Annotated in this window: 19 protein-coding genes; 12 read left to right on the forward strand and 7 right to left on the reverse strand. The window is 62.2% G+C overall.

The window, feature by feature from the left end:
• On the forward strand, positions 1–1,523 hold a 1,523-nt coding region (locus HB393_RS23465; RefSeq protein ID WP_213807654.1), incomplete at its 5' end, for a fused MFS/spermidine synthase.
• Positions 1,524–2,166: 643 nt separating this feature from the next.
• Here the strand turns inward: HB393_RS23465 and HB393_RS23470 are convergent.
• Positions 2,167–3,849 carry a hypothetical protein gene (locus HB393_RS23470; protein ID WP_213807655.1) on the reverse strand — a complete coding sequence of 561 codons (1,683 nt, stop codon included), beginning with the start codon at positions 3,847–3,849 and terminating at the stop codon, positions 2,167–2,169.
• Between the two features lie 121 nt (positions 3,850–3,970).
• Here HB393_RS23470 and HB393_RS23475 point away from each other — a divergent pair, with 121 nt between their 5' ends.
• The 3 genes from HB393_RS23475 (at position 3,971) to trpC (ending at position 6,615) form a co-directional block, all read left to right on the forward strand.
• A complete protein-coding gene (locus tag HB393_RS23475) occupies positions 3,971–4,807 on the forward strand; it encodes an ABC transporter ATP-binding protein (RefSeq protein WP_213807656.1) in 837 nt (278 codons plus the stop codon).
• 35 nt (positions 4,808–4,842) lie between these two features.
• Positions 4,843–5,616: a metallophosphoesterase family protein gene (locus tag HB393_RS23480; RefSeq protein WP_213807657.1), complete on the forward strand. Its 774-nt coding sequence runs from the start codon at positions 4,843–4,845 to the stop codon at positions 5,614–5,616.
• A 138-nt stretch (positions 5,617–5,754) separates the two neighbouring features.
• Entirely contained in the window at positions 5,755–6,615 is an 861-nt protein-coding gene (gene trpC / locus HB393_RS23485) for an indole-3-glycerol phosphate synthase TrpC (RefSeq protein ID WP_213807658.1), read from the forward strand.
• Between the two features lie 70 nt (positions 6,616–6,685).
• Here trpC and HB393_RS23490 read toward each other — a convergent pair whose 3' ends face one another.
• A complete protein-coding gene (locus HB393_RS23490) occupies positions 6,686–8,557 on the reverse strand; it encodes an APC family permease (RefSeq protein WP_213807659.1) in 1,872 nt (623 codons plus the stop codon).
• Between the two features lie 253 nt (positions 8,558–8,810).
• Between HB393_RS23490 and HB393_RS23495 the strand changes: the two genes are divergently transcribed.
• A complete protein-coding gene (locus tag HB393_RS23495; RefSeq protein ID WP_213807660.1) occupies positions 8,811–9,371 on the forward strand; it encodes a glutathione peroxidase in 561 nt (186 codons plus the stop codon).
• 164 nt (positions 9,372–9,535) lie between these two features.
• Here HB393_RS23495 and HB393_RS23500 read toward each other — a convergent pair whose 3' ends face one another.
• Both HB393_RS23500 and HB393_RS23505 read right to left on the reverse strand, forming a co-directional pair.
• A complete protein-coding gene (locus HB393_RS23500; protein ID WP_213807661.1) occupies positions 9,536–11,005 on the reverse strand; it encodes a methyl-accepting chemotaxis protein in 1,470 nt (489 codons plus the stop codon).
• 317 nt (positions 11,006–11,322) lie between these two features.
• Positions 11,323–11,715 (reverse strand): TonB family protein, encoded by a 393-nt coding sequence (locus tag HB393_RS23505; RefSeq protein WP_213807662.1) that lies wholly within the window; start codon positions 11,713–11,715, stop codon positions 11,323–11,325.
• Between the two features lie 154 nt (positions 11,716–11,869).
• Between HB393_RS23505 and mnmA the strand changes: the two genes are divergently transcribed.
• Complete coding sequence (mnmA, locus tag HB393_RS23510; RefSeq protein ID WP_213807706.1) at positions 11,870–12,994, forward strand: tRNA 2-thiouridine(34) synthase MnmA; 1,125 nt, start codon at positions 11,870–11,872, stop codon at positions 12,992–12,994.
• A 127-nt stretch (positions 12,995–13,121) separates the two neighbouring features.
• On the opposite strand, the gene HB393_RS23515 is transcribed toward mnmA, so the two are convergent.
• Together HB393_RS23515 and HB393_RS23520 are read right to left on the reverse strand one after the other, a co-directional pair.
• Positions 13,122–13,706: a hypothetical protein gene (locus tag HB393_RS23515; protein ID WP_213807663.1), complete on the reverse strand. Its 585-nt coding sequence runs from the start codon at positions 13,704–13,706 to the stop codon at positions 13,122–13,124.
• 91 nt (positions 13,707–13,797) lie between these two features.
• A complete protein-coding gene (locus HB393_RS23520) occupies positions 13,798–14,187 on the reverse strand; it encodes a YtxH domain-containing protein (RefSeq protein ID WP_213807664.1) in 390 nt (129 codons plus the stop codon).
• 508 nt (positions 14,188–14,695) lie between these two features.
• Here HB393_RS23520 and HB393_RS23525 point away from each other — a divergent pair.
• The 5 genes from HB393_RS23525 (at position 14,696) to HB393_RS23545 (ending at position 20,797) form a co-directional block, all read left to right on the forward strand.
• A complete protein-coding gene (locus tag HB393_RS23525) occupies positions 14,696–15,850 on the forward strand; it encodes a BON domain-containing protein (RefSeq protein WP_213807665.1) in 1,155 nt (384 codons plus the stop codon).
• Positions 15,851–16,026: 176 nt separating this feature from the next.
• Positions 16,027–17,937 carry a 1,4-alpha-glucan branching protein domain-containing protein gene (locus HB393_RS23530; RefSeq protein WP_213807666.1) on the forward strand — a complete coding sequence of 637 codons (1,911 nt, stop codon included), beginning with the start codon at positions 16,027–16,029 and terminating at the stop codon, positions 17,935–17,937.
• 693 nt (positions 17,938–18,630) lie between these two features.
• Entirely contained in the window at positions 18,631–19,527 is an 897-nt protein-coding gene (locus HB393_RS23535; protein WP_255551551.1) for a hypothetical protein, read from the forward strand.
• Positions 19,524–20,267, forward strand: a complete 744-nt coding sequence (locus tag HB393_RS23540; RefSeq protein WP_255551552.1) for a class I SAM-dependent methyltransferase — start codon at positions 19,524–19,526, stop codon at positions 20,265–20,267. Before HB393_RS23535 ends, HB393_RS23540 begins: the two co-directional genes overlap by 4 nt.
• Positions 20,264–20,797 carry a phosphoglycerate mutase family protein gene (locus HB393_RS23545; protein ID WP_213807667.1) on the forward strand — a complete coding sequence of 178 codons (534 nt, stop codon included), beginning with the start codon at positions 20,264–20,266 and terminating at the stop codon, positions 20,795–20,797. Before HB393_RS23540 ends, HB393_RS23545 begins: the two co-directional genes overlap by 4 nt.
• Here the strand turns inward: HB393_RS23545 and HB393_RS23550 are convergent.
• Positions 20,749–22,290: a Ppx/GppA phosphatase family protein gene (locus HB393_RS23550; protein WP_213807668.1), complete on the reverse strand. Its 1,542-nt coding sequence runs from the start codon at positions 22,288–22,290 to the stop codon at positions 20,749–20,751. The two genes, HB393_RS23545 and HB393_RS23550, sit on opposite strands and share 49 nt — an antisense overlap.
• Before the next feature lie 184 nt (positions 22,291–22,474).
• Here HB393_RS23550 and HB393_RS23555 point away from each other — a divergent pair, with 184 nt between their 5' ends.
• Positions 22,475–24,547: a glycosyltransferase family 39 protein gene (locus HB393_RS23555; RefSeq protein ID WP_213807669.1), complete on the forward strand. Its 2,073-nt coding sequence runs from the start codon at positions 22,475–22,477 to the stop codon at positions 24,545–24,547.

Consider the following 24,547-nt stretch of genomic DNA (forward strand, 5'->3'; position numbering starts at 1 on the left):
CCCGCCCCCCCCTCCCCCCCACACTCCCCCCCACCCCCACCCCCCCCCCCCCCCCCCCCCCCCAACCCCCCCCCGCCGCCGCCCCCCCCCCCGACCCCAACGGCCCCAACGAACCCCCCTCCCGCCAAAAGCTCCTCTGGTTCCTCCTCCCCATGGCCGCCGCCATGCAACTCAGCGCAGTCACCGGACACCTCACCGCCAACATCGCCGCCATCCCTCTCCTCTGGATGCTGCCCCTCGCCGTCTACCTCCTCTCCTTCATCGTCGCCTTCGAGTTCCCCGCTCTTTACCGACGCGCCACCATCGCCCGCCTGCTCGTCGTCCTGCTCGCCAGCCTCGGCTACGCCCTCTCCAAGACCGACACCTCCCTCCCCATCGCCGTCGGCATCCTCTTCTTCCTCGCCGAGTGCTTCATCGCCTGCCTCTTCTGCCACGCCGAAACCCACGCCCTCCGCCCCTCCAATCCCTCCCACACCACCCTCTTCTACCTCCTCATCGCCGCCGGCGGAGCCACCGGAACCTTCCTCATCGGCATCGCCAGCCCGCTCCTCTTCTCCGCCAACTACGATCTCCCCCTGGCCTTCTTCGTCACCGCCGCCGTCGCCATCCCCGCCCTCTGGTCCGAAGGCCCCATCCAGCGCCTCCTCTGGTCCATCGCCTCCGCCGGGCTGCTTCTGCTCGCCGTCATGCTCCACGTCGCCTACTCCCGCGACGCACTCCTTCTCACTCGCAACTTCTACGGCACTCTCCGCGTAAAACAGACCAACCACGCTCCCCTCGGCACCGCTCCCACCAGCGACCCCGTCCGCATGATGCTCAACGGAACCATCCAGCACGGCAACCAGATCTTCTCTCCCTCCCTCAGCCACACCCCCACCACCTACTACGGCTCCAACTCCGGCATCGGCCTCGCCCTCACCCTCTGCTGCCAGGGACGTCCCCGCAACATCGGCGTCATCGGCCTCGGCGCAGGAACCCTCGCCGCCTACGGCCAACCCGGAGACCGCATCCACTTCTACGAGCTCAACCCCTCCGTCGAACCCATCGCCCGCAACCTCTTCACCTACCTCCGCGACTCCCCCGCCCAAATCACCATCACCCAGGGCGACGCCCGCACCTCCCTCACCCAGGAAGCCTCACAACAATTCGACGTCCTCGTCATCGACGCCTTCTCCGGCGACGCCATCCCCCTCCACCTCCTCACCACCCAGGCCATCGCCCTCTACCAGCGCCATCTGAAGCCCGGCGGCATCCTCGCCTTCCACGTCTCAAACCAGTACGTCGACCTCGCCCCCGAGATCGCCCTCCTCGCCTCTGCATCCCACCTCCAATGCGCCAGCATCGACAGCCCCGCCAACCACGCCGACGGCTCCTACCGCGCCTCCTGGGTCCTGGCCACCAGCAACCCCACCTTCCTCACCCAACCCTCCATCACCGAAAACACCATCCCCATCCCACACACCCTAGGCATCCGCCTCTGGACCGACGACTACTCCAGCCTCCTCCCCCTCCTAAAGCTCTAGCGCTAGAGGACCGCCACAAAAGCGGGTGCCCCATCCTTTTTGCAGCTTCATCGCAAATAGGGTGGGGTATCGTGCGGAAGCACGACCGCCTTCCTCTCCCGACCTCATCTCTCCCAGGAGAACCCCAAACGATCGACCACCCACACAAACTCTCACCCAGCCACCAACGCCCGGGTGCCCCATCCTTCGCGCCCTTCTCTCTAGCGAAGGGTGGGATCGACAATATCCAACCATCCAGGACAACGAACGGATAGGCATTTACGAAAAAGCCACGCCAAAGGCGTCACCGCTCTGCCGAAGGCAGGAGTAAAGGCGAAGCCGAAACAACAAAATCTATCGCCTCTTTTTTAACCCCCAAAAACCCAGCAAAATCACATGTCAACCCCCAAAACCATCTAACCCCATCAAAACAAAAGAAATAAAAGTGGCAAGTTAGTTTCGGTCAATTCACTAAAATAGAAATAGAGAAACAAACCGCTCAGCGTGGACAAGAACCACCAGATCTTTCCCAACCAAAAGCCGCTAAGCCGTTCAATATCTCCTATTTAGCCACAACCCACCTAAATAGAATATTTTACAGCCCACCCCAGCCCCTAACCGCGACAAAAGAAACGCGTTACACCCAAGAATGGGGGAGGGGGGCCTACTGAGTAGTTCCCGACAAGAAACGCTGATCCGCCCGAGCCCCAATCACGCTATACAAACCGAACTGTCGGGTCCGCTGTCCCCGCAACTCAAACAGCAGACTAGCCCGATTACTAGCCTCGGCATCCACCACATCCACCAGCCGCATCCGTGGAGTCCGGTCCAGATGCGCCTCATCGGTCACATTCTGGATCGCGGGCTTGAGCTCCCCCATGGCATCCGCCTGAGCCACCACCGTCACGTAGTCCAGCGCGGCGCCAGTCCCCGCCGTATGAGCCGTATAGACATAAGTCGCGGCCCCGCCATAGCTCAGCGTGTACCCTCTCAGCTCCTCGTCCAGCAACGCAATCTGCGGAGCAGCAGCCGCCGCCTTCTTCTTCGCCGCAGCCGCTCTCCGCGCCGCCACAGTCGTAGCCGGCTTAGCAGCCGCAGCAGCCGGAGCCGGGGCGACAGGAGTCGCAACAGCGCCATACCCTGCCAACTGCGTCCGAGCCAGCACCTGCATCTTCGTCAGAATCGCCGACCGCTCCTTGTCATCCTCCCAGGGCCGAGCAAACTCGTGCACCGGACGATTCGCCGCATCCGACACCGCAACCATCTGCCGCATATCCACCGGCAGCCCCTGCAGCTTCGGAAGATCGTCCTCGTTCATCGCACTAGTAGGCTTGCCCCGGTGCAGATTGGGCCTATCCGGATCGTCGTTCAGAGAACCCACCCCACTCACCGACGCGCGATCCTCCTTCTTCTGATCCCTCTTGATCTCCTCCGGCGTCCTTCGCTTCAAAGTCGGACGATCCGGATCGTCCGCAGAGCCACCCTGCGCCGTAGTCGGCGGAGCAGTACTCCCACTCCCACTGCTCGACCCCGACTTACTCTGCCCATCGACATCCCCCGGCACCGTACCATCCGAAGACGAATCGCTCGCCGGCTTCTTCGAAAGTCGCGGACGATCCGGATCATCCGCCGGAGTCCCCGCATCCGCGCCACTCGACGCCGTACTCTTCCCCGACGAGTCGCTATCCGAGCCAGAGCGCCGCTTCATCGTAGGCCGATCCGCATCCGCCGGAGTAGCAGATCCATTCGCAGATCCGCTACCAGAACCGCTGGAAGAGCTGGTAGAAGGGCTAGAAGAGCCAGCAGACCCACTATCCTCCTTCCCCGAGTCGTCCTTCGGACCCTTGCCCGAGAAGTGTGGCCGTCCATCGTCCTTCGAGGTCTTCACCTCCGCGATCTCCTTCGAAGCCTTCAGCGCCGGAGTCTTCTTCTTCTCCACCACCGACGCCTTGAAGTTTCCATACCCAAACCACCCATCGTCGAACAGCGAGTCTCCCGTGGCCGTCTCAATGGCACGCAGATGCCGCGCATACGCCAACTCCAGACCGCCCTTCGCCACCCCGGCCTCCTGCAGCTCATAAAGATTCCCGCTCAGCAGAGCCAACGGCACCGGCCGAGCCAGGTAAACCCCCGCATCCTGCAACTCGTCATCGATAAACACCGTCACCGGAATCAGCCGGCTAGCCTTGGGCTTGGCCAAATCCCCCGTCCACTCATACACCCCCACCGCCCGGACGACGCTCTCCGGCTTCGCCACCTTGTGCGTCTGCCCCACCGCGCCAGCACCCGCCAGCGCAGCGCCCACAAATCCCACCACCAGCATCCGAAGCATCATCTTCAAATCCATCCCCGCGTCCCTGAACATCATCAGTCTGGAGGTATTAGACGCTCTTCGCGCCGCGAAGGAGTAGCCTGAATCCGTTTGTCCCTAACGAATCCTGCCAACAACACGCTAAGATTGCATCCAGATGGCCTCCACCCCGCTCCTCGACGTAGCCGACCTCTCCATCGCCTTCGGCCCCCATCGCGCCGTCGACTCCATCTCCTTCCACATCCACGCCGGCCAAACCCTAGGCCTGGTCGGCGAGTCCGGCTCCGGCAAATCCGCCACCTCGCTCGCCGTCCTCCGCCTCCTCGCCCCCAACGCCCAGGTCAACGGAACCATCACCTTCGATGGCCAGCCACTCCTCTCCCTCCCCGAAGCCGCCATGCGCCGCCACCGAGGCCGCAACATCTCCATGATCTTCCAGGAGCCCATGACCGCCCTGAACCCGGTCATGCCCATCGGCTCCCAGATCGCCGAAGCCGTCGAAGCCCACCATCCCGAGCTCTCCCGCCGCGCCATCAAAAACAAAGTCCTCGAAGCCATGCATCAGGTCGCCCTTCCCGACCCCGAGCGCCGCCTCCGCGACTATCCTCACCAGTTCTCCGGAGGCCAACGCCAGCGCATCCTCATTGCCATGGCCCTCGTCAACCAGCCCCGCCTCCTCATCGCGGACGAGCCGACCACCGCCCTCGACGTCACCGTCCAGGCCCAGATCCTCGCCCTCCTTCGCGACCTACGCGACCAGCACAACCTCGCCATGCTCTTCATCTCCCACGACCTCGCCGTCGTCTCCCAGGCCTGCAACCAGCCCGCGGACCGCCTCGCCGTCATGCAGCACGGCCGCATCGTAGAGCAGGCTCTCGCCCGCGACCTCTTCCTCTCTCCCCAGCACCCTTACACCCGCAGCCTCCTCGCCTCGGCCCCCACAATGCACACCGACCGCCGCCTGCCCCTCGCGTCCCTCGCCGAATCCAGATAAGCTATTCCCTTGGGCCTTAGGGCACCGACACCTGTATGCGCGCCCTCATCCTCTCCGACGTCCACGCCAATCTCGAAGCACTCAAAGCATCCCTCGAAGCAGCCGCAGGCTCCTTCGACACCCTTTGGAACCTCGGCGACCTCGTCGGCTACGGCGCTAGCCCCAATCAGGTCATCGACATCGTCCGCCCCATCTCTGCCCTGGACGTGCGCGGCAACCACGACCGCGTCTGTTGCGGCCTCACCTCCGCACTCGGCTTCAACCCGATAGCCCGCGCAGCCGCCACCTGGACTCAGGACGAGCTCACCCCCGAGAACCTCAACTGGCTCCGCTCCGTTCCCCCCGGCCCACTGCAGCCCGAGCATCCCGGTCATCCTGAGATTCCCGACGTCACCTGCGCCCACGGCTCGCCCCTCAACGAGGATCACTACATCCTCAACATGCGCGACGCCTGGGCTCCGCTCCAGCAGATGACCACCGCCATTACCTTCTTCGGCCACACCCACATCCAGGGCGGCTTCTCCCAGAAGGAGCACGACTGGCACGAGGTTCGCCCCCACTACATCACCCGCAACGACGCCGAATCCTGGACCCTCCCCATCCCTCCAGGCACCCGTCACCTCATCAACCCCGGCTCCATCGGCCAGCCCCGCGACTGCGACTGGCGCGCCGCCTTCGCCATCTACGACACCGAGGCCTCCGCCATCACCTTCCACCGCGTCCCCTACGACCTCACCGCCGCCCAGGGACGCATCCTCATGGCTGGCCTGCCCGAGCGCCTCGCCGCCCGCCTCCGAGAGGGACGCTGAGACCTTCACAAGGTTAAAATTAAAGTAAAGCGCGTCGAACGTTGCGTAGAGTCAGGCGCCCGGTAACCGTTCACAGGGGAATAACGCCGATTGGCATTTGTTTTGTTTTCTCAGTTTATTGAGAGATAGGGAGATAACGTGAGTACCCAGACGCCAAAACAGCATGCACCGCTCCAGAACGAAACCGTCCAGGATAGAGTTCAAGACAAGCCCGATATCCTCGCCAAAATCGAGATCTACAAGCGCCGCGAGGTTCTTGCAGCCAAAGAAGCGATCCCCGCCGACGCGATGCGAAAACTGGCGCGACAGGCCCCCGCGCCCCGCGGCTTCGCCGCCGCCATAGAGCGTCACCTCTCCGAAGGCCGTCCTGCGCTCATCGCGGAGATAAAAAAGGCAAGCCCCTCTAAGGGCCTGATCCGCCCCGACTTCGATCCCCCCAGCCTGGCCCGCGCCTACGTGGAAGGAGGCGCGAGCTGTCTCTCGGTTCTCACCGATGAGCCCTCCTTTCAAGGCCACCCCGACTTCCTTCGTCTCGCGCGAGAGGCCTCCGGTCTCCCCGTCCTCCGCAAAGACTTCCTGTTCGAGCCGTACCAGGTCGATCAGGCCCGCGCGTGGGGCGCCGACTGCATCCTCGTCATCATGGCCAGCGTCACCGACGCCGAGGCCTGGGAGCTCGTCAGCTCGGCCCACGACCTGGGAATGGACGTTCTCGTCGAGGTGCATAACGCACTGGAGCTCGAACGTGCTCTGCCTCTGGGAACCAAGCTCGTCGGCATCAACAATCGCGATCTGCGCAGCTTCGAGGTCTCTTTGGACACCACTGAAAAGTTGGCAGCCGGGATTCCGAAGGATCGAATCATCGTGAGCGAAAGCGGTATCTCGAACCATTCGGACATCGTGAAGCTCAGCAGCTCCGGCGTTCGAACCTTCCTCGTAGGGGAAAGCCTCATGCGGCAGTCCGACGTCACATCAGCGACCAAGGCACTCCTCTTCGGTTGATTCCTGGAGTGCAACGCCGAAGGGGCTGCAGCATAAGCGCAGCCCCTTCAAACCCGTCCCTACTAGCAGCCTAGAGATACCAGGGGATATTGACCACCAGAATCCGCTGGTTGCCCTTCAGCAATAACAGCAGCTTCAGCAACTGCACCCTCTGCCCGTGCAGCGCATTCTCCCACCAATGCCGCACCACCAGCTCCGGCAGGAGCACCGCGATCTTCCGCCCCGGATTCTTGGCTTCGAGGTCCAGAATATAGTCCATCAGCGGCCCGATCACGAACCGGTACGACGACAGAATCGTCACCAGCTCCGGCTCCTGGAGTCCCTCTTTGCGGATCGGCGTAATCACCTTGTCGTCCCACACCTCGGCCAGGCCGCCGTCGTTGTCGTCGTCCGAGTGAACGTGCACCACCTTGATATCCTTCGACATCACCAGCCCGAACCGCATCGCCTTCTCCGTGATCCGGTCCCACCGTGCCATCGGAATCACCACGATCGGCGGCTCCAGATTCACCAGGTTCAACGGCGTCATATCCTTCATCTCGCGGTTCACGCGCGAGTAGTGCCGCTTCACCGCCAGCATGATCGCGATAAGGAACGGCACCAGCAGCGCCGTAACCCAAGCCCCCGCCATGAACTTCGCGACCAGCACCACGATCAGCGTCAGCCCCGTAGCCATCGAGCCGACACCGTTCACGAACATGTGCCACAAGCGGCCCTTATGCTTCTCCGCTCTGTGCCAATGCACCACCATTCCCGCCTGCGAGAGCGTGAACGCCAGGAACGCTCCAATCGCATACAGCGGAATCAACTTGTCCGTCACCCCATCGAACAGGATCAGGATCAGCGCCGTAAATCCCGTCAGCGCATAGATCCCGTGCGAGAACAGCAGCCTCCGGCCCCGCAGGATAAACACATGCGGAAGATAGTCATGCGCTGCAATCGCCCGCGCCAGCCGCGGAAAGTCCGCGAACGCCGTATTCGCGCTCAAGGCCAGCGCCAGCAATACCCCACCCATCGTCGTGTAGTAGAACCACCCGCGCCCGAACACCGCCGTCACCAGCAAGCTCAAGAGGTTCTGGTACCCCGCGCCCTCCGGCTCCATCGCCATGATCCCGTAGGTCTTCGCGAGAAACGAGATCCCAAAGAGCAACACCATCAGGATCGCGATGATCACCGTCAACGTCCGCTGCGCATTCTTCGCCCGCGGCTCGCCGAACGCCATCACTCCGTTCGACACCGCCTCCACACCCGTCATCGCCGCGCATCCGCTCGCGAACGCCTTCATCAACATCCACAGCGTCAGTGCCGGCAACATCGCCGGCAGCGCCGGAGGCAGCAGCGCGACCGGCACCGGATGCCAATGCGCCGCCCACGACTTAAAGAGCCCCACCGCAATCAACGTCAGCAGCGACCCCACAAACAAAAAAGTCGGCGCTATAAACGCCGCCCCCGTGTCCTTCACGCCTCGCATATTGATCAGCGTAAGGATCGCCAGAATAGCCAAACACAACAGCAGCGTATGTTGGTGCAGATGCGGCACAGCCGAGGTTAGCGCCGTCACACCGGCCGAGATCCCCACCGCCGCCGTCAGAATATAGTCGATCATCAGCGCCGCGGCAGCCAGCAACCCAGCGCCCTCGCCGAGGTTCTCCGACGCCACCGTGTAAGACCCGCCGCCACTCGGATACGCCGCGATCGTCTGCCGGTAGCTGAAGTAGACAATCCCCAGCAAAATCAGAATCGCCGAGATAATCGGAACAATGTAGTGGGTACCCAGCAGCCCAAGCGGAATCAGCAGCGTCATCGCCGCCTCAGGCCCGTACGCCGCGCTCGTCAATCCATCCAGCCCGAAAATCGGGATCCCGGCTGCTACGCCGATGTGTTCGGCTCTCTCTTCACTCGTTGCTAAAGGCTTCCCAAACAACTGATCCGCAATAGACATGTCGATTCTGATACTAATGCCTGTTGAGAATCTACCCTCCCACCCACGTCAGAAACTTGTAAAGAAGTCGTAAAAGTCTGCTTCCTTTCGCTAACCGCACACATCGCGCGGTCTTTCTTCTCAAACAGAGCTTCTCAGCCGCTTTGAGAGAGAAGTACGGCACAACCTGCCCTGCCGACCAGATAGCCATGTAACATTCTTCCTAATCCCGTAATTCATAAGCTCCAGTCGGATCCATATCTCAAGGAGTTCCATGTCCAACCTCTACGACATCCCCGTCCACCGCATTAACGGTGAAGGCGCCTCTCTCGCCGACTACCGCGGCAAGCTCCTCCTCATCGTCAACGTCGCCTCCCAATGCGGCCTGACCAAACAGTACGACGCCCTCCAAAAGCTCTACTCCCGCTTCAAAGACTCCGGCCTCGTCGTCCTCGGCTTCCCCGCCAACGACTTCGGCGGCCAGGAACCCGGCTCCAACGAAGAGATCCAGAACTTCTGCGCCTCCACCTTCGGCGTCAGCTTCCCCATGTTCCAGAAGATCACCGTCACCGGCGCGAACACCGCGCCCCTCTACCAATCCCTCATCGCGGCAAAGCCCGAGGCAACAGGCTCCACGCGCGAAGGCTTCCGCGCCAACCTCGAAGGCTTCCTCGGCAAATCCGGCTCCGCCACCAACCCCGAGCCCGGCATCCTCTGGAACTTCGAAAAGTTCCTCGTCGACCGCAGCGGCGCCGTCATCGCCCGCTTCTCCCCCGAGATCACCCCCGACGATCCCATCATCGTCACCACCATAGAATCAGCCCTCGCAGCCTAGCCGCATACCAGGCCACTCAGCACTCTCCGGCCCACCAACAAAATAACCAAGCCCCAAAAGCGGGTGCCCCATCCTATTTGCAGCTTCATCGCAAATAGGGTGGGGTATCGTGCACAAGCACGACCGCCTTCCTTTCCCAACCAAAAATTATCAACCAACAACAACTACCCCATAGCCACCTGAGCCAGCCGCATCCCAGGCATCCTCTCCATCTGCGAAGACCGCCCCTCCACCACCGTACTCAGAATCAGCACAATCTCCTTCAGGGCCTCCGACTCCGCCGTCAACTCCTCCGCCACCGCCGCACTCGTCTGCGCACTCGCCGTCGAAGCCTGCGTCACCTTCTCCATCTCAGAGATGGCCCGGGCAATCTGACTGATCCCGAGATTCTGCTCGACACTCCCCTTGTTGATCTGGTCCACGAACGACTTCACCTTCGAAGACTCCTCCGTCACCGCACGGATCGCCGTAATCACCTCGTCCAACTTGGCCTTGCCGCTCTGCGACTTCAGTATCGACTCATCCAGCATCACCGCCGAGTCTTGCGCAGCCTTCGCGCACCGCTGCGACAGCGTCCGCACCTCATCCGCAACCACCGCAAAGCCGAGCCCGGCATCACCAGCACGAGCCGCCTCTACCGCCGCATTCAGCGCCAGGATATTGGTCTGGAACGCAATCTCGTCGATCAGCTTGATCACCTTCGAGATCTTCGCGCTCGAAGCATTCGTCTCATCCATCGCCAGAATCAGCTCAGACAGCGACTTATTTGTATGCACAAACTTCGTCTGCGACATCGAGACCAGCTCCGCCGTCGACCGGCAGTGCTCCGCGCTCGACTGCGCCATCGATCGAATCTCATCCGACGACGCTGATGTCTCTTCCAGCGAAGCTGTCTGGTGCGAAGTCCCCTGGAACAGCGCCTGGCTCGACGTCGAGACCTGCCCCGCCGAATCAGCCACCTTCCGCGCACCCTCCGCCAACCGCTGCGCCAGATCCCGCAACGGACCCGCCACCTGCCGCTCCATGACGAACATCGAGGCTCCCGCCACCAACGCCGCTAGCAGGAACAACGCAAACCCCAACGCACCTTGCCGCGTGTTCGACGCCGTCACCGCATCCAGCTCTGCCTGATAGCTCTTGTTCCCCACCGTATTGTGCAGCTCATCCAGCGACTGCTCCATCCGCTGCGTCTCCTGCTCCAGACTGGTCAGGCTCGCCTGCGCATCCGCCGACATATTCGGCGCGGCGATCATCTTGGCATACGTCGCCTTGGAGCGGTTATGCAGCTCCGTAAACCGGCTCAGAATATCCGCTGCCTTCTGTTGCAGCTCCGGGTTGTACTCTAGCTTTTCGCGAGCCGTCTGCAGCTCCGCCACACCCGCCTGCGCCTCCGTATCGCCCGCATTCAGCGCCGACGCATCCTGCAACACCACCGCATCCTTGTACGACTTGTTCAGCTTCTGAAAACTCGCCTGCGCCTGCTGCAGACTGGAAGCCGCCGGGAACAACGAGCCCGATGCAATCCGCAGATGCCGTTGCGTCGTGGAGGTCGTCCACTCCACCAGCGCGAAGAAGAGCACAAAGCCCAACGCCAAAGCCCCGATGCTGTTTAGGAACTTGCCTCGAATACCCATCGTATAAATCCCGCCTGATTGAAATTTGTAATTCGCTCGCCGCTATAACTCGTTCGCCGTAACGCTGGAACGACTCGTTCGTTCTAATAAGCTGCCAAAACTCGCAGACCTTGCCTGCAAGAAAGCCTTTGGGATTAGCGTAGGGCTTTAGCCCTACGAAAAAGATCCAACCGACTCAGGGGCTTTAGCCCCGGGCCTTCTCTTCACTGCGACTAAAATCTCGCAGAGACACAACGAGCGCAGGCGCCCATGAAGCACACTCCGGCTTCTGCCGCGAGACACAACCCTCGCCAGCCCAATAACTCAACAGACGAAAACTACAACCCGAAGTTCACCTGAACCACGACCGTAGCGTTGCCGTCTCCCGGAGCGAACTTCCAATGCTTCACCGCATCGATCGCAGCCGGAGCCAGCATCTTGTTGCCGCTGTCAGACTCAGCTCGCAAAACCGAACCGGCCGCGTCGACGGTCACGACGACCTTCACCGTCCCGGTAATGTGCATCCGCTTCGCCATCTCCGGATAAGCAGGCGGCACCCTGACGATCGACGCCCGCTCCTCCGCACGCAACGGCGCAACGCTGGTCGTTAGAACAGTCAGGGCAAAAACCACAGAGAGAACTCGCAGAAAATTCAAGGTGCTTCGTCGCAGGTTAGGACGGCAGTACCTCACCGGCCCACCGCGAAAAGGCGTCATAATCGGATCTTGCATGGCTGGCTTCTCCTTATTTCGGGAACGCTTCCTCCCCCTTATCGGCGCCGCCTCCGAAATCTTAAGCAAAGATTTTCATCAAAAACGCCGCCCAGCCAACCCCAATAAGCCCAAACTCCTCAACCAAACCCCTACTTCTGCGAAAATAGAAGAGATGTCCCAGCAGACCAACGATACGATCGCCGTAGCCATGTCCGGAGGTGTCGACTCCTCGGCCGTGGCCGCGCTCCTCCGCGCCCAGGGCTATACCCTCGTCGGCCTTACCCTTCAGCTTTGGAACCAGCGCCGCCTCGCCGGACATGAAGGCATGCCCGAGGCCGTCCAGGGCCGCTGCTGCTCCATCGACGACGTCTACGACGCCCGCCGCGTCGCCGAACAACTCGACATCCCCTACTACCTCGTCAACCAGCAGGACCGCTTCGAGGCCGAGGTCGTCAAGCCCTTCGTCTCGGAGTATCTCGCCGGCCGCACCCCCATCCCCTGCACCCTCTGCAACAACCACCTCAAGTTCGATCAGCTCCTCACCACCGCCCGCCAGATCGGCGCCAGCCGCATCGCCACCGGCCACTACGCCCGCAACCACTTCGACGAGTCGCGCAACCGCTGGATCCTCTCCCGCCCCGCCGACAGGTCCAAGGACCAGACCTACTTCCTCTTCGGCCTCACTCAGGAGCAGCTCAGCCGCACCCTCTTCCCCCTCGGCGAGATGAACAAGCCCGCCGTCCGCGTCATGGCCTCCGAAGCCGGCCTCGACGTCGCCGCCAAGCCCGACTCCCAGGAGATCTGCTTCATCCCCGGTGGCGACTACAACACCTTCCTCAAGGCCTACCTCGACGAGCAGGGCGAGCCCCTCCCCGACTCCTCCGGCGAACTCGTCACCACCACCGGCGAGGTCCTCGGTCATCACAACGGCATCCACAGCTTCACCGTCGGACAGCGCAAGGGCCTGGGCCTCACCAGCGTCGATCCCCTCTACGTCCTCAACATCCACCCCGACTCCCACCAAGTCACCGTAGGCTCGGACGCCGACCTCATGAGCCGCGATCTCACCGCCGACCGCCTCAACTGGATCTCCACCCCCGGCCTCGCATCCGGCGAAAGCATCCGCGTAGAAATCAAGATCCGCCACCGGCACACACCAGCTCCAGCCACCCTCACCGGCACCGGCACAGACCTGGTCCATGCCACCTTCGACGACCCCCAACGTGCAATCACCCCCGGCCAGTCCGCCGTCTTCTACCAGCAAGACGAGGTGGTCGGGGGTGGTTGGATCAAATAAGTCTGTTTGACTAAGCTTTCGTGTAGGACGCCTGTTACGTTTTACGCCGTCATCCTGAGCGCAGCGAAGGACCCTGTATTTGCTTTTGCCGTCGCTTGCCTTTGCACTTGTTTTGTAACAACTTCAGTTACAAAACCAAATCGCTATCATCCCCAGGCCGCTTAGCCGTAGAACCCCGCCCATACCCAAAGCCCTTCATCCGTCCTACCAGCACATCCACGCCAGCCTTCAGCCCATTCACCAGCCCAGCAACTTCACGTACCGGCACCCGAATGCTGTGCTGGATCGTAGCCGCAAGCTCACCCGCCGCCGTCAACGTAGAAGTCACCATCCCATCGATCCGAGCCACCTGCTTGCGAGTCCGTTGGTTCGCATCCGAAAGCGTTACATCGAACTCCTGCGCCTTCGCTCGAACCACATAGCTCGTCTCCACCAGGTTCTCCGTAATCACCTTGATCTTCGGAACCGTATCGTGGACGAACTCCTGCGCTCCCTCGATCACCGGCATCAACTTCGCCCGAACCTCCTCGGCGATCTCCAGGCTTCGCTTCCGTGCCTTGGCCGCGCCCACCGCCAGCACGATAAGAGCGATCGCCTGCGCGACCATCGCCACCGCCACCATAGCCACGAAAACCATCAGCAGCCTGGAGTTTCCAGACGAAAGCGAATCCACATCCTGCAACCAAAATCCTGCAATCCCTATAGAGTTCATTCCATCTCTCGCTCGCCGGGCGTCATTCGCCCAAATCTAAGGCCCGGCCAACCATACTACGGTGGACCGGGCCTGTGTATCTTTTAGTGTCCTACGCCTGATCGGCAGTAGTCGTGTTGACGTAAGCTTCCTTGCCGGCATCGATCGCCGCGGCGACCTTCTCCTGCTGCTCGTGGACCAGATCCTTACCCTTGTCGACATACTGCGTCCACTGGGTGCGTCCACGGTCGTAGTACTCTTTGCCGCGGTCCACATACTCGTTCATCTGCTGCTTGCCCTGTTCCGCAAGCGCGGCAGCGCGCTCTTTGCCCTCTTGGGCCAAAGCCGCAGCCCGTTCCCTGGCCTCCAGAGCACCGGCGACGATATCGTCGCGCGTGTCCTTGCCTGCCTTTGGCGCATACAACACACCCACCAGGGCTCCTACGCCGAGCCCTGCAAGAAACCATCCAAATCCGCTAACGCCGTTTTCGTTGTCTGACATCTCAAATTCTCCTGTTCCATCTTCAAGGTGCGCGAGTCTCAGCGTCTCGGCTGAACCCTCCCGCTTGGATCGTCTGCAACTACGGCCCCAGACTGAACTCACTCCAGCATACCCTTGCCTGCTGTCGCTGTCCCGGGCCTTTCATCTAAATCGAATGCATCTGAAATCGAATCGAGTACAACCGTAAATCGTAAATAGAAGACCGCTACCAAACCGGGAATAAAACTCTCGGCGTAACTTCAAAGCGCCACACTCAAGTGGATGCCCTTCTATGGACTAGGGTTGCGCGCAACCCCAAGGCCTACGCACCAATCGCGTATCTCAGCCGAATCATTCCGTGAAATCCCATAACCAGGCATCCTTTTCCTCTGAACTTCGTCCCATTTTCAGCACATTCAGGAAGGGGACAGCATACCCCCATAGAACAGATAGAACAATAGGCCGATGACTCTTAACTCCTAATGTCCTCTAGAATAAAGTGGTCGCAATAAAGAAAGGGATTTCCATCATGAACCGGATCACTCATCACCTTGAGACCTCTTCCCACCGCGCTGCAGGGGCGAAAGGTTCCGCTCCCCGCGTCCTGGTCGCTGCCCTTGGCCTCGCTCTCGCCTTCTCCGTCGGTTGCAAGTCCAAGCCTGCGGCTCCGGCAGACGATGCCAGTCTCAGCTCGGCCCTGGCCTCCCGCATCTCCGGCGACTCCGCTCTCGCCTCCGAACCCATTCAGGCCTCCGTTCAAGACGGAGTAGCCACCCTCAACGGCAACGTCAGCAGCGACGCCGCCCGCTCGCTCGCCGCCAGCGACGCCTCCCAGGTCCCCGGAATCCGTACCGTAGTCAACAACCTTACCGTCGCGCCGCCGCAGACCGCCGCTCTCACGCCGCCTCCGGCTCCCGTCAAGCCAACCCCGGCCCCCGAGCCGATGCGCGCCATCAAGCGCCCCCCACCCAGCCACCAGCAGGCACACGTCGACAACTACCCGCCCCCAGCGCCCATTCAGCGCCCTGAGCCCGCTCCCGTCCAGCAAGCTCCGCCGCCGCCTCCCCCGCCACCACCGCCGCCCGCCTTCCGGACCGTGACCATCACCTCCGGCAGCACACTTCCCGTCCGCATCACCCAGACCCTCGACAGTGCCACCACCCAGCAGGGTGAGACCTTCAACGGCGTAGTCGCCACCGACGTCATCATCGACGGCCTCGTCGCCATCCCCCAGGGCACGCCCGTCTCCGGCCGCGTCTCTGAGGTCCACGAGGCCGCCCACTTCAAGGGCAGCTCGCTCCTCACCGTCGAACTCACCAGCATCACCCGCAAAGGCGAGAAGATCCCCATCACCACCGAGCCCTTCAGCAAGGAAGGTAACGGCCGCGGTAAGAACACCGCCGAGAAGGTCGGCGGCGGAGCAGCTGTCGGAGCCATCCTCGGCGGCATCTTCGGAGGCGGCAAAGGCGCGGCCATCGGCGCAGCCTCTGGCGGAGCCCTCGGAGCAGGAGCCAACACCATCACCCGCGGCCAGCAGGTTCAGATCCCCTCTGAGACCCTCGTCCGCTTCCGTCTCAGCAACTCCATCGCGGTGCGCGCCTCTACCCGAGACGCCGCATCCCGCGACAACACCAACCCCGACGCCACCCCCACCGGCCGGCGTCAGCTCGACCCTCCACAGTAAACAAGTAATTCAAAATGGGAACCACCCACACCCTTCGCCACCGGCGAAGGGTGTGCTCTTTAAGTTGTGCAGTACAACCACTACCGTGGCAGCGCAAACACGCTCCTTCGCATCTAAATTTATTGGTCTGGTTTTACCTCGAAAAGACTCTCCCTTCGTGCATTCCAGATCCCGCCATGAGGCGTAAACTGGGCAAATCCCCATGGTCTTCACATCTTGCCTCTAATCCACCGCTGAAGAACCACTCTTCCGAGGTACTCAACTTGACGCAGGCATCTCCCCACGCAGAGCTCCATGCAGCGGCCAACCCCAAAGGCTTCTTAACCTTCACTCTGAACGCGCACCTGCCTTACGTCGTCAATCACGGCACCTGGCCCCACGGCATGGAGTGGCTCCACGAAGCCGCCGCCGAGACCTATCTTCCGCTCCTCCGCATGCTTAGCAGCCTGGAGCGTGACGGAGTCCGCTTCAACTGCAACCTCAACCTCTCCCCTATCCTCCTCGAACAGCTCGCCCACCCCGTCTTCATCTCCGAGTTTCCCAAATACCTCACCCGCAAGGTCGTCGCGGCCCGCGAAGACGAGGCCTTCTTCATCCAGTCCGGCGAGATCCACTACGCCGACACCGCCCGCTTCTGGCAGCGCTTCTTCACCCACGCCCTCGAGGACTTCCGCCGCTTCAACAACGACATCGTCTCCGCCTTCCGCCACTTCAACCAGACCGGCCTCATCGACATCATCACCTGCGCCGCCACCCACGGCTACCTTCCTCTTCTTGGCACCGACGAGAGCGTCCGCGCCCAGATCCGCACCGCCGTCGACACCCACATCCGCCACATCGGCGAACACCCTCGCGGCATCTGGGCGCCCGAGTGCGGTTACCGCCCCGCCGGCTTCTGGAACTACCCCACCTCCCACGCCGACGGAACACCCACCGCCCCCGGCTTCGACCGCATCGGCGTCGAGCAGGCCCTCTCCGAGTCCGGTCTCCAGTTCTTCTTCGTCGACACCCACCTCGTCGAAGAAGCCCTGCGCATCCCCCTGCCCCACGACCTCCACGACAGCACCGTCTCCAACTGGCCGGAAAAACCCTCCGAACAGGCCGCGCCTCTGGCCCGGGACGACGACCGCCACCTCTACCAGCCCTACTACGTCCACAGCCCCAACACCACCCCCGAGGCCGTCCGCCAATCCACCACCGTCTTCCCCCGCGACCCCCGCACCGGCATCCAGGTCTGGTCCGGAGACATCGGCTACCCCGGCGACGGAGCCTACCTCGACTTCCACAAGAAGCGTTGGCCCGGAGGTCACCGCTACTGGCGCGTCACCAACTCCCACACCGGCATGGACGACAAGCAGCCCTACAACCTCCGCGAGGCCGCCGAACGCGTCAAAGCTCACGCCATCCACTACACCACCCTCGTCTGGGAGACCCTCCAGCCCGGCTTCTCCGGCCCCATCCCACCCATCCTCTGCTCCCCCTTCGACGCCGAGCTCTTCGGCCACTGGTGGTTCGAGGGCATCCTCTGGCTCGAAGCCGTCGCCCGCAACCTGCACAACCACACCACCGGACTCCAGCTCATCAGCTGCGGCGAGTACCTCCAGCACTACCCTCGTGCCGGAGTCATCGCCATGCACGAAGGCTCCTGGGGAGCGGAAGGCACCAGCCAGGTCTGGATGAACCCCGAGACCTCCTGGACCTACACCCACATCTACCCCGCCGAGCTCTACACCCGCGACGTCTGCACCGCCGGCAAGTGGCGCAGCTCCGCCCTCGGCAAACGCATCGTCCAGCAGCTCTGCCGCGAGCTCCTCCTCCTCGAGTCCTCCGACTGGCAGTTCCTCATCACCACCGGAGCCGCCCGCGACTATGCCGAGCTCCGCTTCCTCACCCACAACGACCAGTTCAACGACCTCAAGGCCATCTACCAGACCTTCGACTCCACCCGCGCCATCCAACCCGAACAAGAGACCCGCCTCGCCGAAATAGAACTCCGCGACGGAGTCTTCTCCCACATAGACCCCGGCCTATGGGCCACAGGCGCCCGCGAAACCCACTTCGAAACCCAAGTAGCCACCACCGCCTAACCATCCAATCCACCAAGGCATAAAGAAAACGGCATAAGGAAAGACATAAAGAAAAAAAGAGAGAGCAGCACAATGCGGGTGCCCCATCCTTTTTGCAGCTTCATCGCAAATAGGGTGGGGTATCGGGCGAAAGCCCGACCGCCTTCCTCTCCAAACCCCAACCACCCCAGAAAGGAAAAACAGAAAGGACAACCACCTCTCCACCCAGCACCAAAGCCCGGGCACCCTAGCCTTCGCACCTCTTACAAGGCCCTCTTTGTAATCCTCCACAAAGTCCTTTTCGTCATCCTAGAGCGAAGCGAAGGACCCCTGTATTTCGAAGCGCCACGGTATCCGACGACAAAACCGTCTCAACCCAACCGTAACACCACAAAAATCACCTCCTCACTTCGATTCCCAGCAAATCCACATGTCAAGCCCCCAAAAAGCACAACTAACTCAAAACAAAGGGAATAAATCCAAATAAAAGTGGCACGTTAGTTATGGTCGATCCGCTAAAATAAAAACAGAAGAAAAAATCCTCAAGGCCCGGCTCTACGCCGGGCCTAACTCGTTTCATTGCACTTATTTGGCCGTAAGCCCTTTCCTTGGAATAATTTGGCAACCAACACCCGCCGTAGCTCCATAAAAACAAACGGCTTACACCCAGGCAAGGGGGCCCCCTCCCCGAAAAAGGAAGAAAGGAGAAGAGAGATGCAACAATCCAAACCCGTCGTCACCAACGCACCGGCAACCAAACCCCAGCCCACTCGTGCCCTGCACCTCTGGCATCTCCTCTCCCTCGACGCCCCCACCGTCGCCACCCTCTGGGCCTGGTTCGTCGCCCGAGCCGCCTCCGTCCACCTTCCCCCCTACGTGCTGGTCAGCATGTTCCTGGCGGTCTGGATGCTCTACGCCGCAGACCGTCTCCTCGACGCCCGCCAGCTCTTCGCCAACCCCCTCCACACCGACGAGCTAGAGCCCCGGCACCTCTTCCACCACCGCCACGCCCCAGCCTTCCTCACCGGAATCCTCTTCGCCTCCATCACCCTCGCTGCTCTCCTCCCCCTCCTCATCCCCAGAGCCCTCGAGCTCTACTCCATCCTCGGAGCCCTCCTCTTCGCCTGGTTCCTTCTCATCCACGCCCGCGCCACGCCATCCTCGGCCTCCAACCGCCGCCTCCCCAAGGAACTCGCCGTCGGCATCTTCTTCCCCGCCGCCATCTTCATCCCCACCGTCGCCCGCCAGCCCGGTCTGCAGCTCGCCCTGCTCCCTCACGCCATCCTCTTCGCCGCTGCCTGCAGTATCAACTGCCTCGCTATCTACGCCTGGGAACATCCGGCCCCTCGCCTCGCAGCCCACTGGACCACCCGCCTGGGAACCGCCCACCTCTCTGCCCTCGCCTCCACAGCCACCGCCATCAGCCTCATATTGGCCCTGCTTACGCGATCCTCCACCCTATGGCCGTTAGCGTTAGCAGCCTGCCTAAGCTCCCTCACCCTGCTCATCCTCCATCTCCAACACCAGCGCCTTAACCCGATCACCCTGCGCGCAGCCGCCGATCTCGCTCTCCTTACACCCATCCTGCTCCTCCCCTGGATGTCCAAATGAAGACGAAGACGCTCCAAATGACCACCAACGTTAACTTCGACCGCATAGCCCGCTCCTATCGCTGGCTCGAACACCTCACCCTCGGCTCCGCCCTCCAGCGCTGCCGAACCCACTTCATGCCCGCCCTCCTCCATCAAAGAAGAGCTCTCGTCCTCGGCGACGGAGATGGCCGCTTTCTAGCCGCCCTTCTCGCCGCCAATCCCCAGCTCCACGCCGATGCAGTCGACACCAGCCGCATCATGTTGCAGCTCCTGCGCGAGCACTGCGCCGCCGCCTCCTCCACCGCCGCCACCCGCCTCAAAACCCACCAGGTCAGCGCCCTCACCTACACTCCGGTTCGAGCCTGCGACCTCATCGTCTCCCACTTCTTCCTCGACTGCCTCACCCAACCCGAGGTCGATCTCCTCATCCATCGCCTCGCAGCCAACCTCCAGCCCGGAATGCTTTGGCTCGTCTCCGACTTCCGCATCCCACCCAACGGAATGCGCCTTCCAGCCCACATCTTCGTCCGCAGCCTCTACGCGGCCTTCAGCCTGCTCACCGGCCTCCGCACCACCCACCTCCCCGACCACGTCCGCCCCTTCACCGAAGCCCGCTTCGTCCGCATCGCCCACCATCACTCCCTCTTCGGCCTCCTCACCACCGAACTCTGGGCCCGTCCTATCGTCCACCCCGAAGCCGACCCCATCGGCTATCGCGTCGAAGTGGAGGCTGAAGTAAACTTGACTCAGGTTTTATGAATCTCTTTATCCTCCGTCACGCCAGCGCAGGCACCCGCAGAGCCAACCCGCTCCTGGACACCAGGAGACCTCTCGACAAGGACGGCAAGCGCCACTGCCTGCAACTCGCCCACGTCCTTAACGCCCTCGACGTCCAGTTCGACCTCATCGTCTCCAGCCCGCTCAAGCGCAGCCTTCAGACAGCCTCGCTCATCGGCACCGAGACCGGCTACGAGGCCCAGATCCTCCACTCCAACGCCCTCGCGCCCGCAGCCGCCCTCAGGGACTTTCAGAACCTCCTCAAAGAGTGTTCCAAGGTCGAGAACCTGCTCGTCGTAGGCCACAATCCCAACCTCACCGCCTTCCTCGGAGCGCTCCTCGTCCCAGCCGCGACCGCTCCAGCCAGCGTTCGCCTCCGCAAAGGCTCCCTCGCCCGCCTCAGCCTCACCCGCGGCCCCGCAACCCTTCAGGGCCTGCTCGATCCCCGCATTGTGCGAGCCCTCTACGCGACCTCGACCAAGAGCTCCCGCCGGAAGACCTCCCGGAAGTAGTCCCGCTCCTTCCGCAGCGACCAGGCCTCCAGCTCCGCTCCGCCTCGCCCCGGAACGAGCTGCAGCACCACCCGCTTCGGATACACCAGCGTCCGCATCTTCACCACCGCGCTCGCACGATCCTGGTTCAAGGCCACCGCCAGCCGCAGCAGCACTCCTGCCCGCACCACATGCGCCTGCTGTTCCACCGGAATCCCCCGCATCACACGGTCCATCGGATCCGGACGGCTCTTCCCCAGATACCGCGCCAGCGCACTCACAATCAGCCTCTGCTCCGGCGAAAATCCAAAGATCTCCGAGTTCGCAATGATGTACTGCGTATGCCGGAAATGTCCTTGATGGTTCATGAACTTCCCCACCTCCTGCAACATCGCTGCAGACTCCAGCCAAAGCTTGTACTCCGAAGGCAACTGATGCACAGCAGGCATCGCATCGAACAACTCCACCACATGCTGCCGAACTGGCTCTGTCTTCCGCTGATCGATCCCATACCGAACGCACAGCTCCAGAACTCCAGCCCAACGTTCCTGCTCGATCTTCTTGTGCACCGAAGCCCGCAGATCGACCTCACCCAGCATCTGCGCCAAAATCCCATCCCGCAATCCCAGCGGCGAGTACCGAAAGCCCTTCAGCCCCATCCGCTCCAGCAGACTCGCATACACCTGCGCTCCGCCGACGATGATCTCCGACCTCTTCGGCCCGATCCCCGGAACCGCCTCGCGCTCCGCATTGGTCATCTTCGCCAGCCGATCCGCCAGCATCCGGACATCCGCCGTAACCGCCACATTCGTCCGCACCCGCTTCCGCGCACCACCAGGTCGCTTGACGATAGATACACTCGCCTCCGCCAGCGCCGCAGCCGTCCCCGACGTGGCAATCACCAGCCCAACCCGCGGAGTCCCCAGCTTCTTCTCCGCCCTCTTCAGCTCCCGGTCGATGAACTGCTTCAGCCTCGCCACATCCGCCTTCGCCGGAGGATCGGTCCGCAGGAACTCCTGCTGCAGCCTTACCGCTCCCAGCGGCAGGCTGACCATCGCCTTCACCCTCCCCGCGTCCGACAGCGTAACCTCACAGCTCCCACCCCCAAGATCGATCAGCAGACATCTCCCGCGAGCCCCCACCTCATGCGTCACCACACCGAGGTGGATCAGCCGTCCCTCCTCCAGCCCCGAGATCACCTCCACACTCCATCCCGTCGTCGACTTCACCCACTCCGTAAACGCCGCCGCGTTCCGAGCATCCCGCATCGCGCTCGTCGCAACCACCCTAACCTTATCCACGACATGCAGTTGCACCGCCTTATGGAAGCGCTTCAACGCCCGGATCGTCCCCGCCATCGCCTCCGGAGAGATCACCCCCGTCTGGAAGACACTCTCTCCCAGCCGCGTCACCTCGCGATCCTCATGCAGCGTCTTCAACCGGTGCTGCTGCACCGAAGCGATCTTCAACCGACAAGAATTCGATCCAATATCGATCGCCGCAAACGTAGGCATCTGGCAAACTCCCCTTCAAATCGGCGTATTACTCCCACCACAAATGACGATACATGGAACCCGTCCCGGCCATTTCATTCGCCGCAATGTCGTCCACCGTACGAATCATTTCAACGCTCTACGAGAATCTCAGGGAATAGAAATCCCGTCTAATCCATTTATGCTGGTAGAGCAAAGCAGTTCAATGAACCTCATAACCGTCCAACAGCCCACGAGTACCCCCCAACCGAGTGCCCTTAGCCCGGACGGCCCTCGCCACAAAGTGGCGCTCCTGATTCTCAGCGGAGTCTGGTTAATCCTCTTCTTCGCTGCCCTCTTCGCCCCTCCCCTCCTGGACGACGCCGATGCCACCCACGCCAGCGCAGCCCGCCACATGGCGCTCTCCGGCGATTGGGTCACCCTCCACGTCAACGGCATCCGCTACCTGGAGAAGGCGCCCCTCCCCTACTGGCTCGTAGCGATCTCCTTCAAAATATTCGGCTTCAACGCCTTCGCCGCCCACCTCCCCCAGGCCATCGCCGTCTTCCTCCTCGCCCTCTTGGGCTACCGCTGGGCCCGGGAGGCCTTCGACCCCCGCACCGCCCTCTACACCGGTCTCGCCACCCTCACCTCCGCCGGAGTCTTCCTCTTCACCCGCATCTTCATCCCCGAAGTCCTGCTCTCGCTCCTACTCTGCACCGCACTCTACTGCTTCCTCCATGCTCTGGGCGCAAGAACCGCCTCAAAGTCCGAAGGCCGATACCCAGCCTCCCAGCCGTGGACCGTAGCCTCCCGTCCGGCCTCCTTTCTCTCCTCCACCGCCCACGCCTATCTCATGTGGACCGCCCTGGCCCTCGCCGTCCTCACCAAGGGCCTCGTCGCCCTGGTCTTCTTCTTCGGCACCGCCATCGTCTACCTCTTCCTCACCGGCGACTACAAAAACTGGCGTCTCCTCAAGCCCTTCAGCGGCCCCCTGCTCCTCCTCGCAATCGCCGCCCCCTGGCACATCCTCGCTGGACTCCGCAACACCGGGGGCATGAACGGCCACGGCTTCTTCTGGTTCTACTTCATCAACGAGCATCTCCTCCGCTTCCTCGGCCGGCGCTTCCCCAAGGACTACAACAAGCTCCCCGCCTACCTCTTCTGGAGCCTCCATCTCGTCTGGCTCTTTCCCTGGAGCCTCTTCGCTCCTCTTGCAGCCATTCCAGCCTTCCGCGCCCTGCGCAACAATCAGAACCTCAACGAAGACGAACGCCGCGACCTCGAGCCTACCCCCCGCACCTTCACCCAGAGCACGACCCTCCTGCTCGTCCTCTTCTCCGCCCTGGTCCTCGGCTTCTTCTCCCTCTCCACCAACCAGGAGTACTACACCTTTCCCGCCTACCTTCCGCTGCTGCTTCTCCTCTGCGCCAGCTTGGTCAAAGCGGAACAGTCCTTCGCTGCAGATCCCTCCTCGCGCCGTTGGATCACCTTCGGCCACGCCACCCTCACCGTCATCGGCCTGACCGTCGCCGCGACCCTCGTCTACGGCCTGTGGAGTTCGCGCCACCTCGCCTTCGTTCCCGACATCGGAGACCTCCTCGCCCACCGCGGCGTAGGAGACTACACCCTCTCCATGTCGCACCTCTTCGACCTCACCGGCCCCAGCTTCGCAGCCCTCCGGCTCCCTGCGACCCTCGCCGCGCTCGCCTTCGCTCTCGGACCCGCCACTGCCTGGATTCTTCGCAGACAGCGCCGCCACCTCGCCGCCACCACCGCCATCGCCATCACCAGCGCGGTCTTTCTAATCGCAGCTCACATCGCTCTCATCCGCTTCGGTCCCATGCTCTCCTCCCAGGACCTCGCCGAGAAGATCCAGGAGCTCGAAGACGACGGCAACGTCACCGCCGACCGTCAGATCCTCCTCTACGGCGACCAGTCCTACGGCTCTTCTATCCCCTTCTACCTCGCCGAGCCGCTCGACCAGCCCATCTCCCTCGTCGACGGCCGCTCCTCCTCCATGCTCTTCGGCTCCACCTTCCCCGACGCGCCTCCCATCTTCCTCACCCCCAACGACCTCGCCTCCACCTGGGGCACCGGTAGACGCAAGCTCCTCTTCGTCCCGTTGGAAAAACGCGACGAGGTCGATCACCTCCTCGGCAGCCGCAAGATCCTCATCGAAGAGACCTCCGGCAAAGCTCTCTTCACCGATCGTCCCCTCGATCCCACCCATATCCGTCCGAATGCGCCGCACGAGCCCGAACTTCATGCGAAACTAGCCAAGATCCTCACAAAATAA

Source organism: Granulicella sp. dw_53 (assembly GCF_018449545.1).
Classification (GTDB): Bacteria; Acidobacteriota; Terriglobia; order Terriglobales; family Acidobacteriaceae; genus Edaphobacter.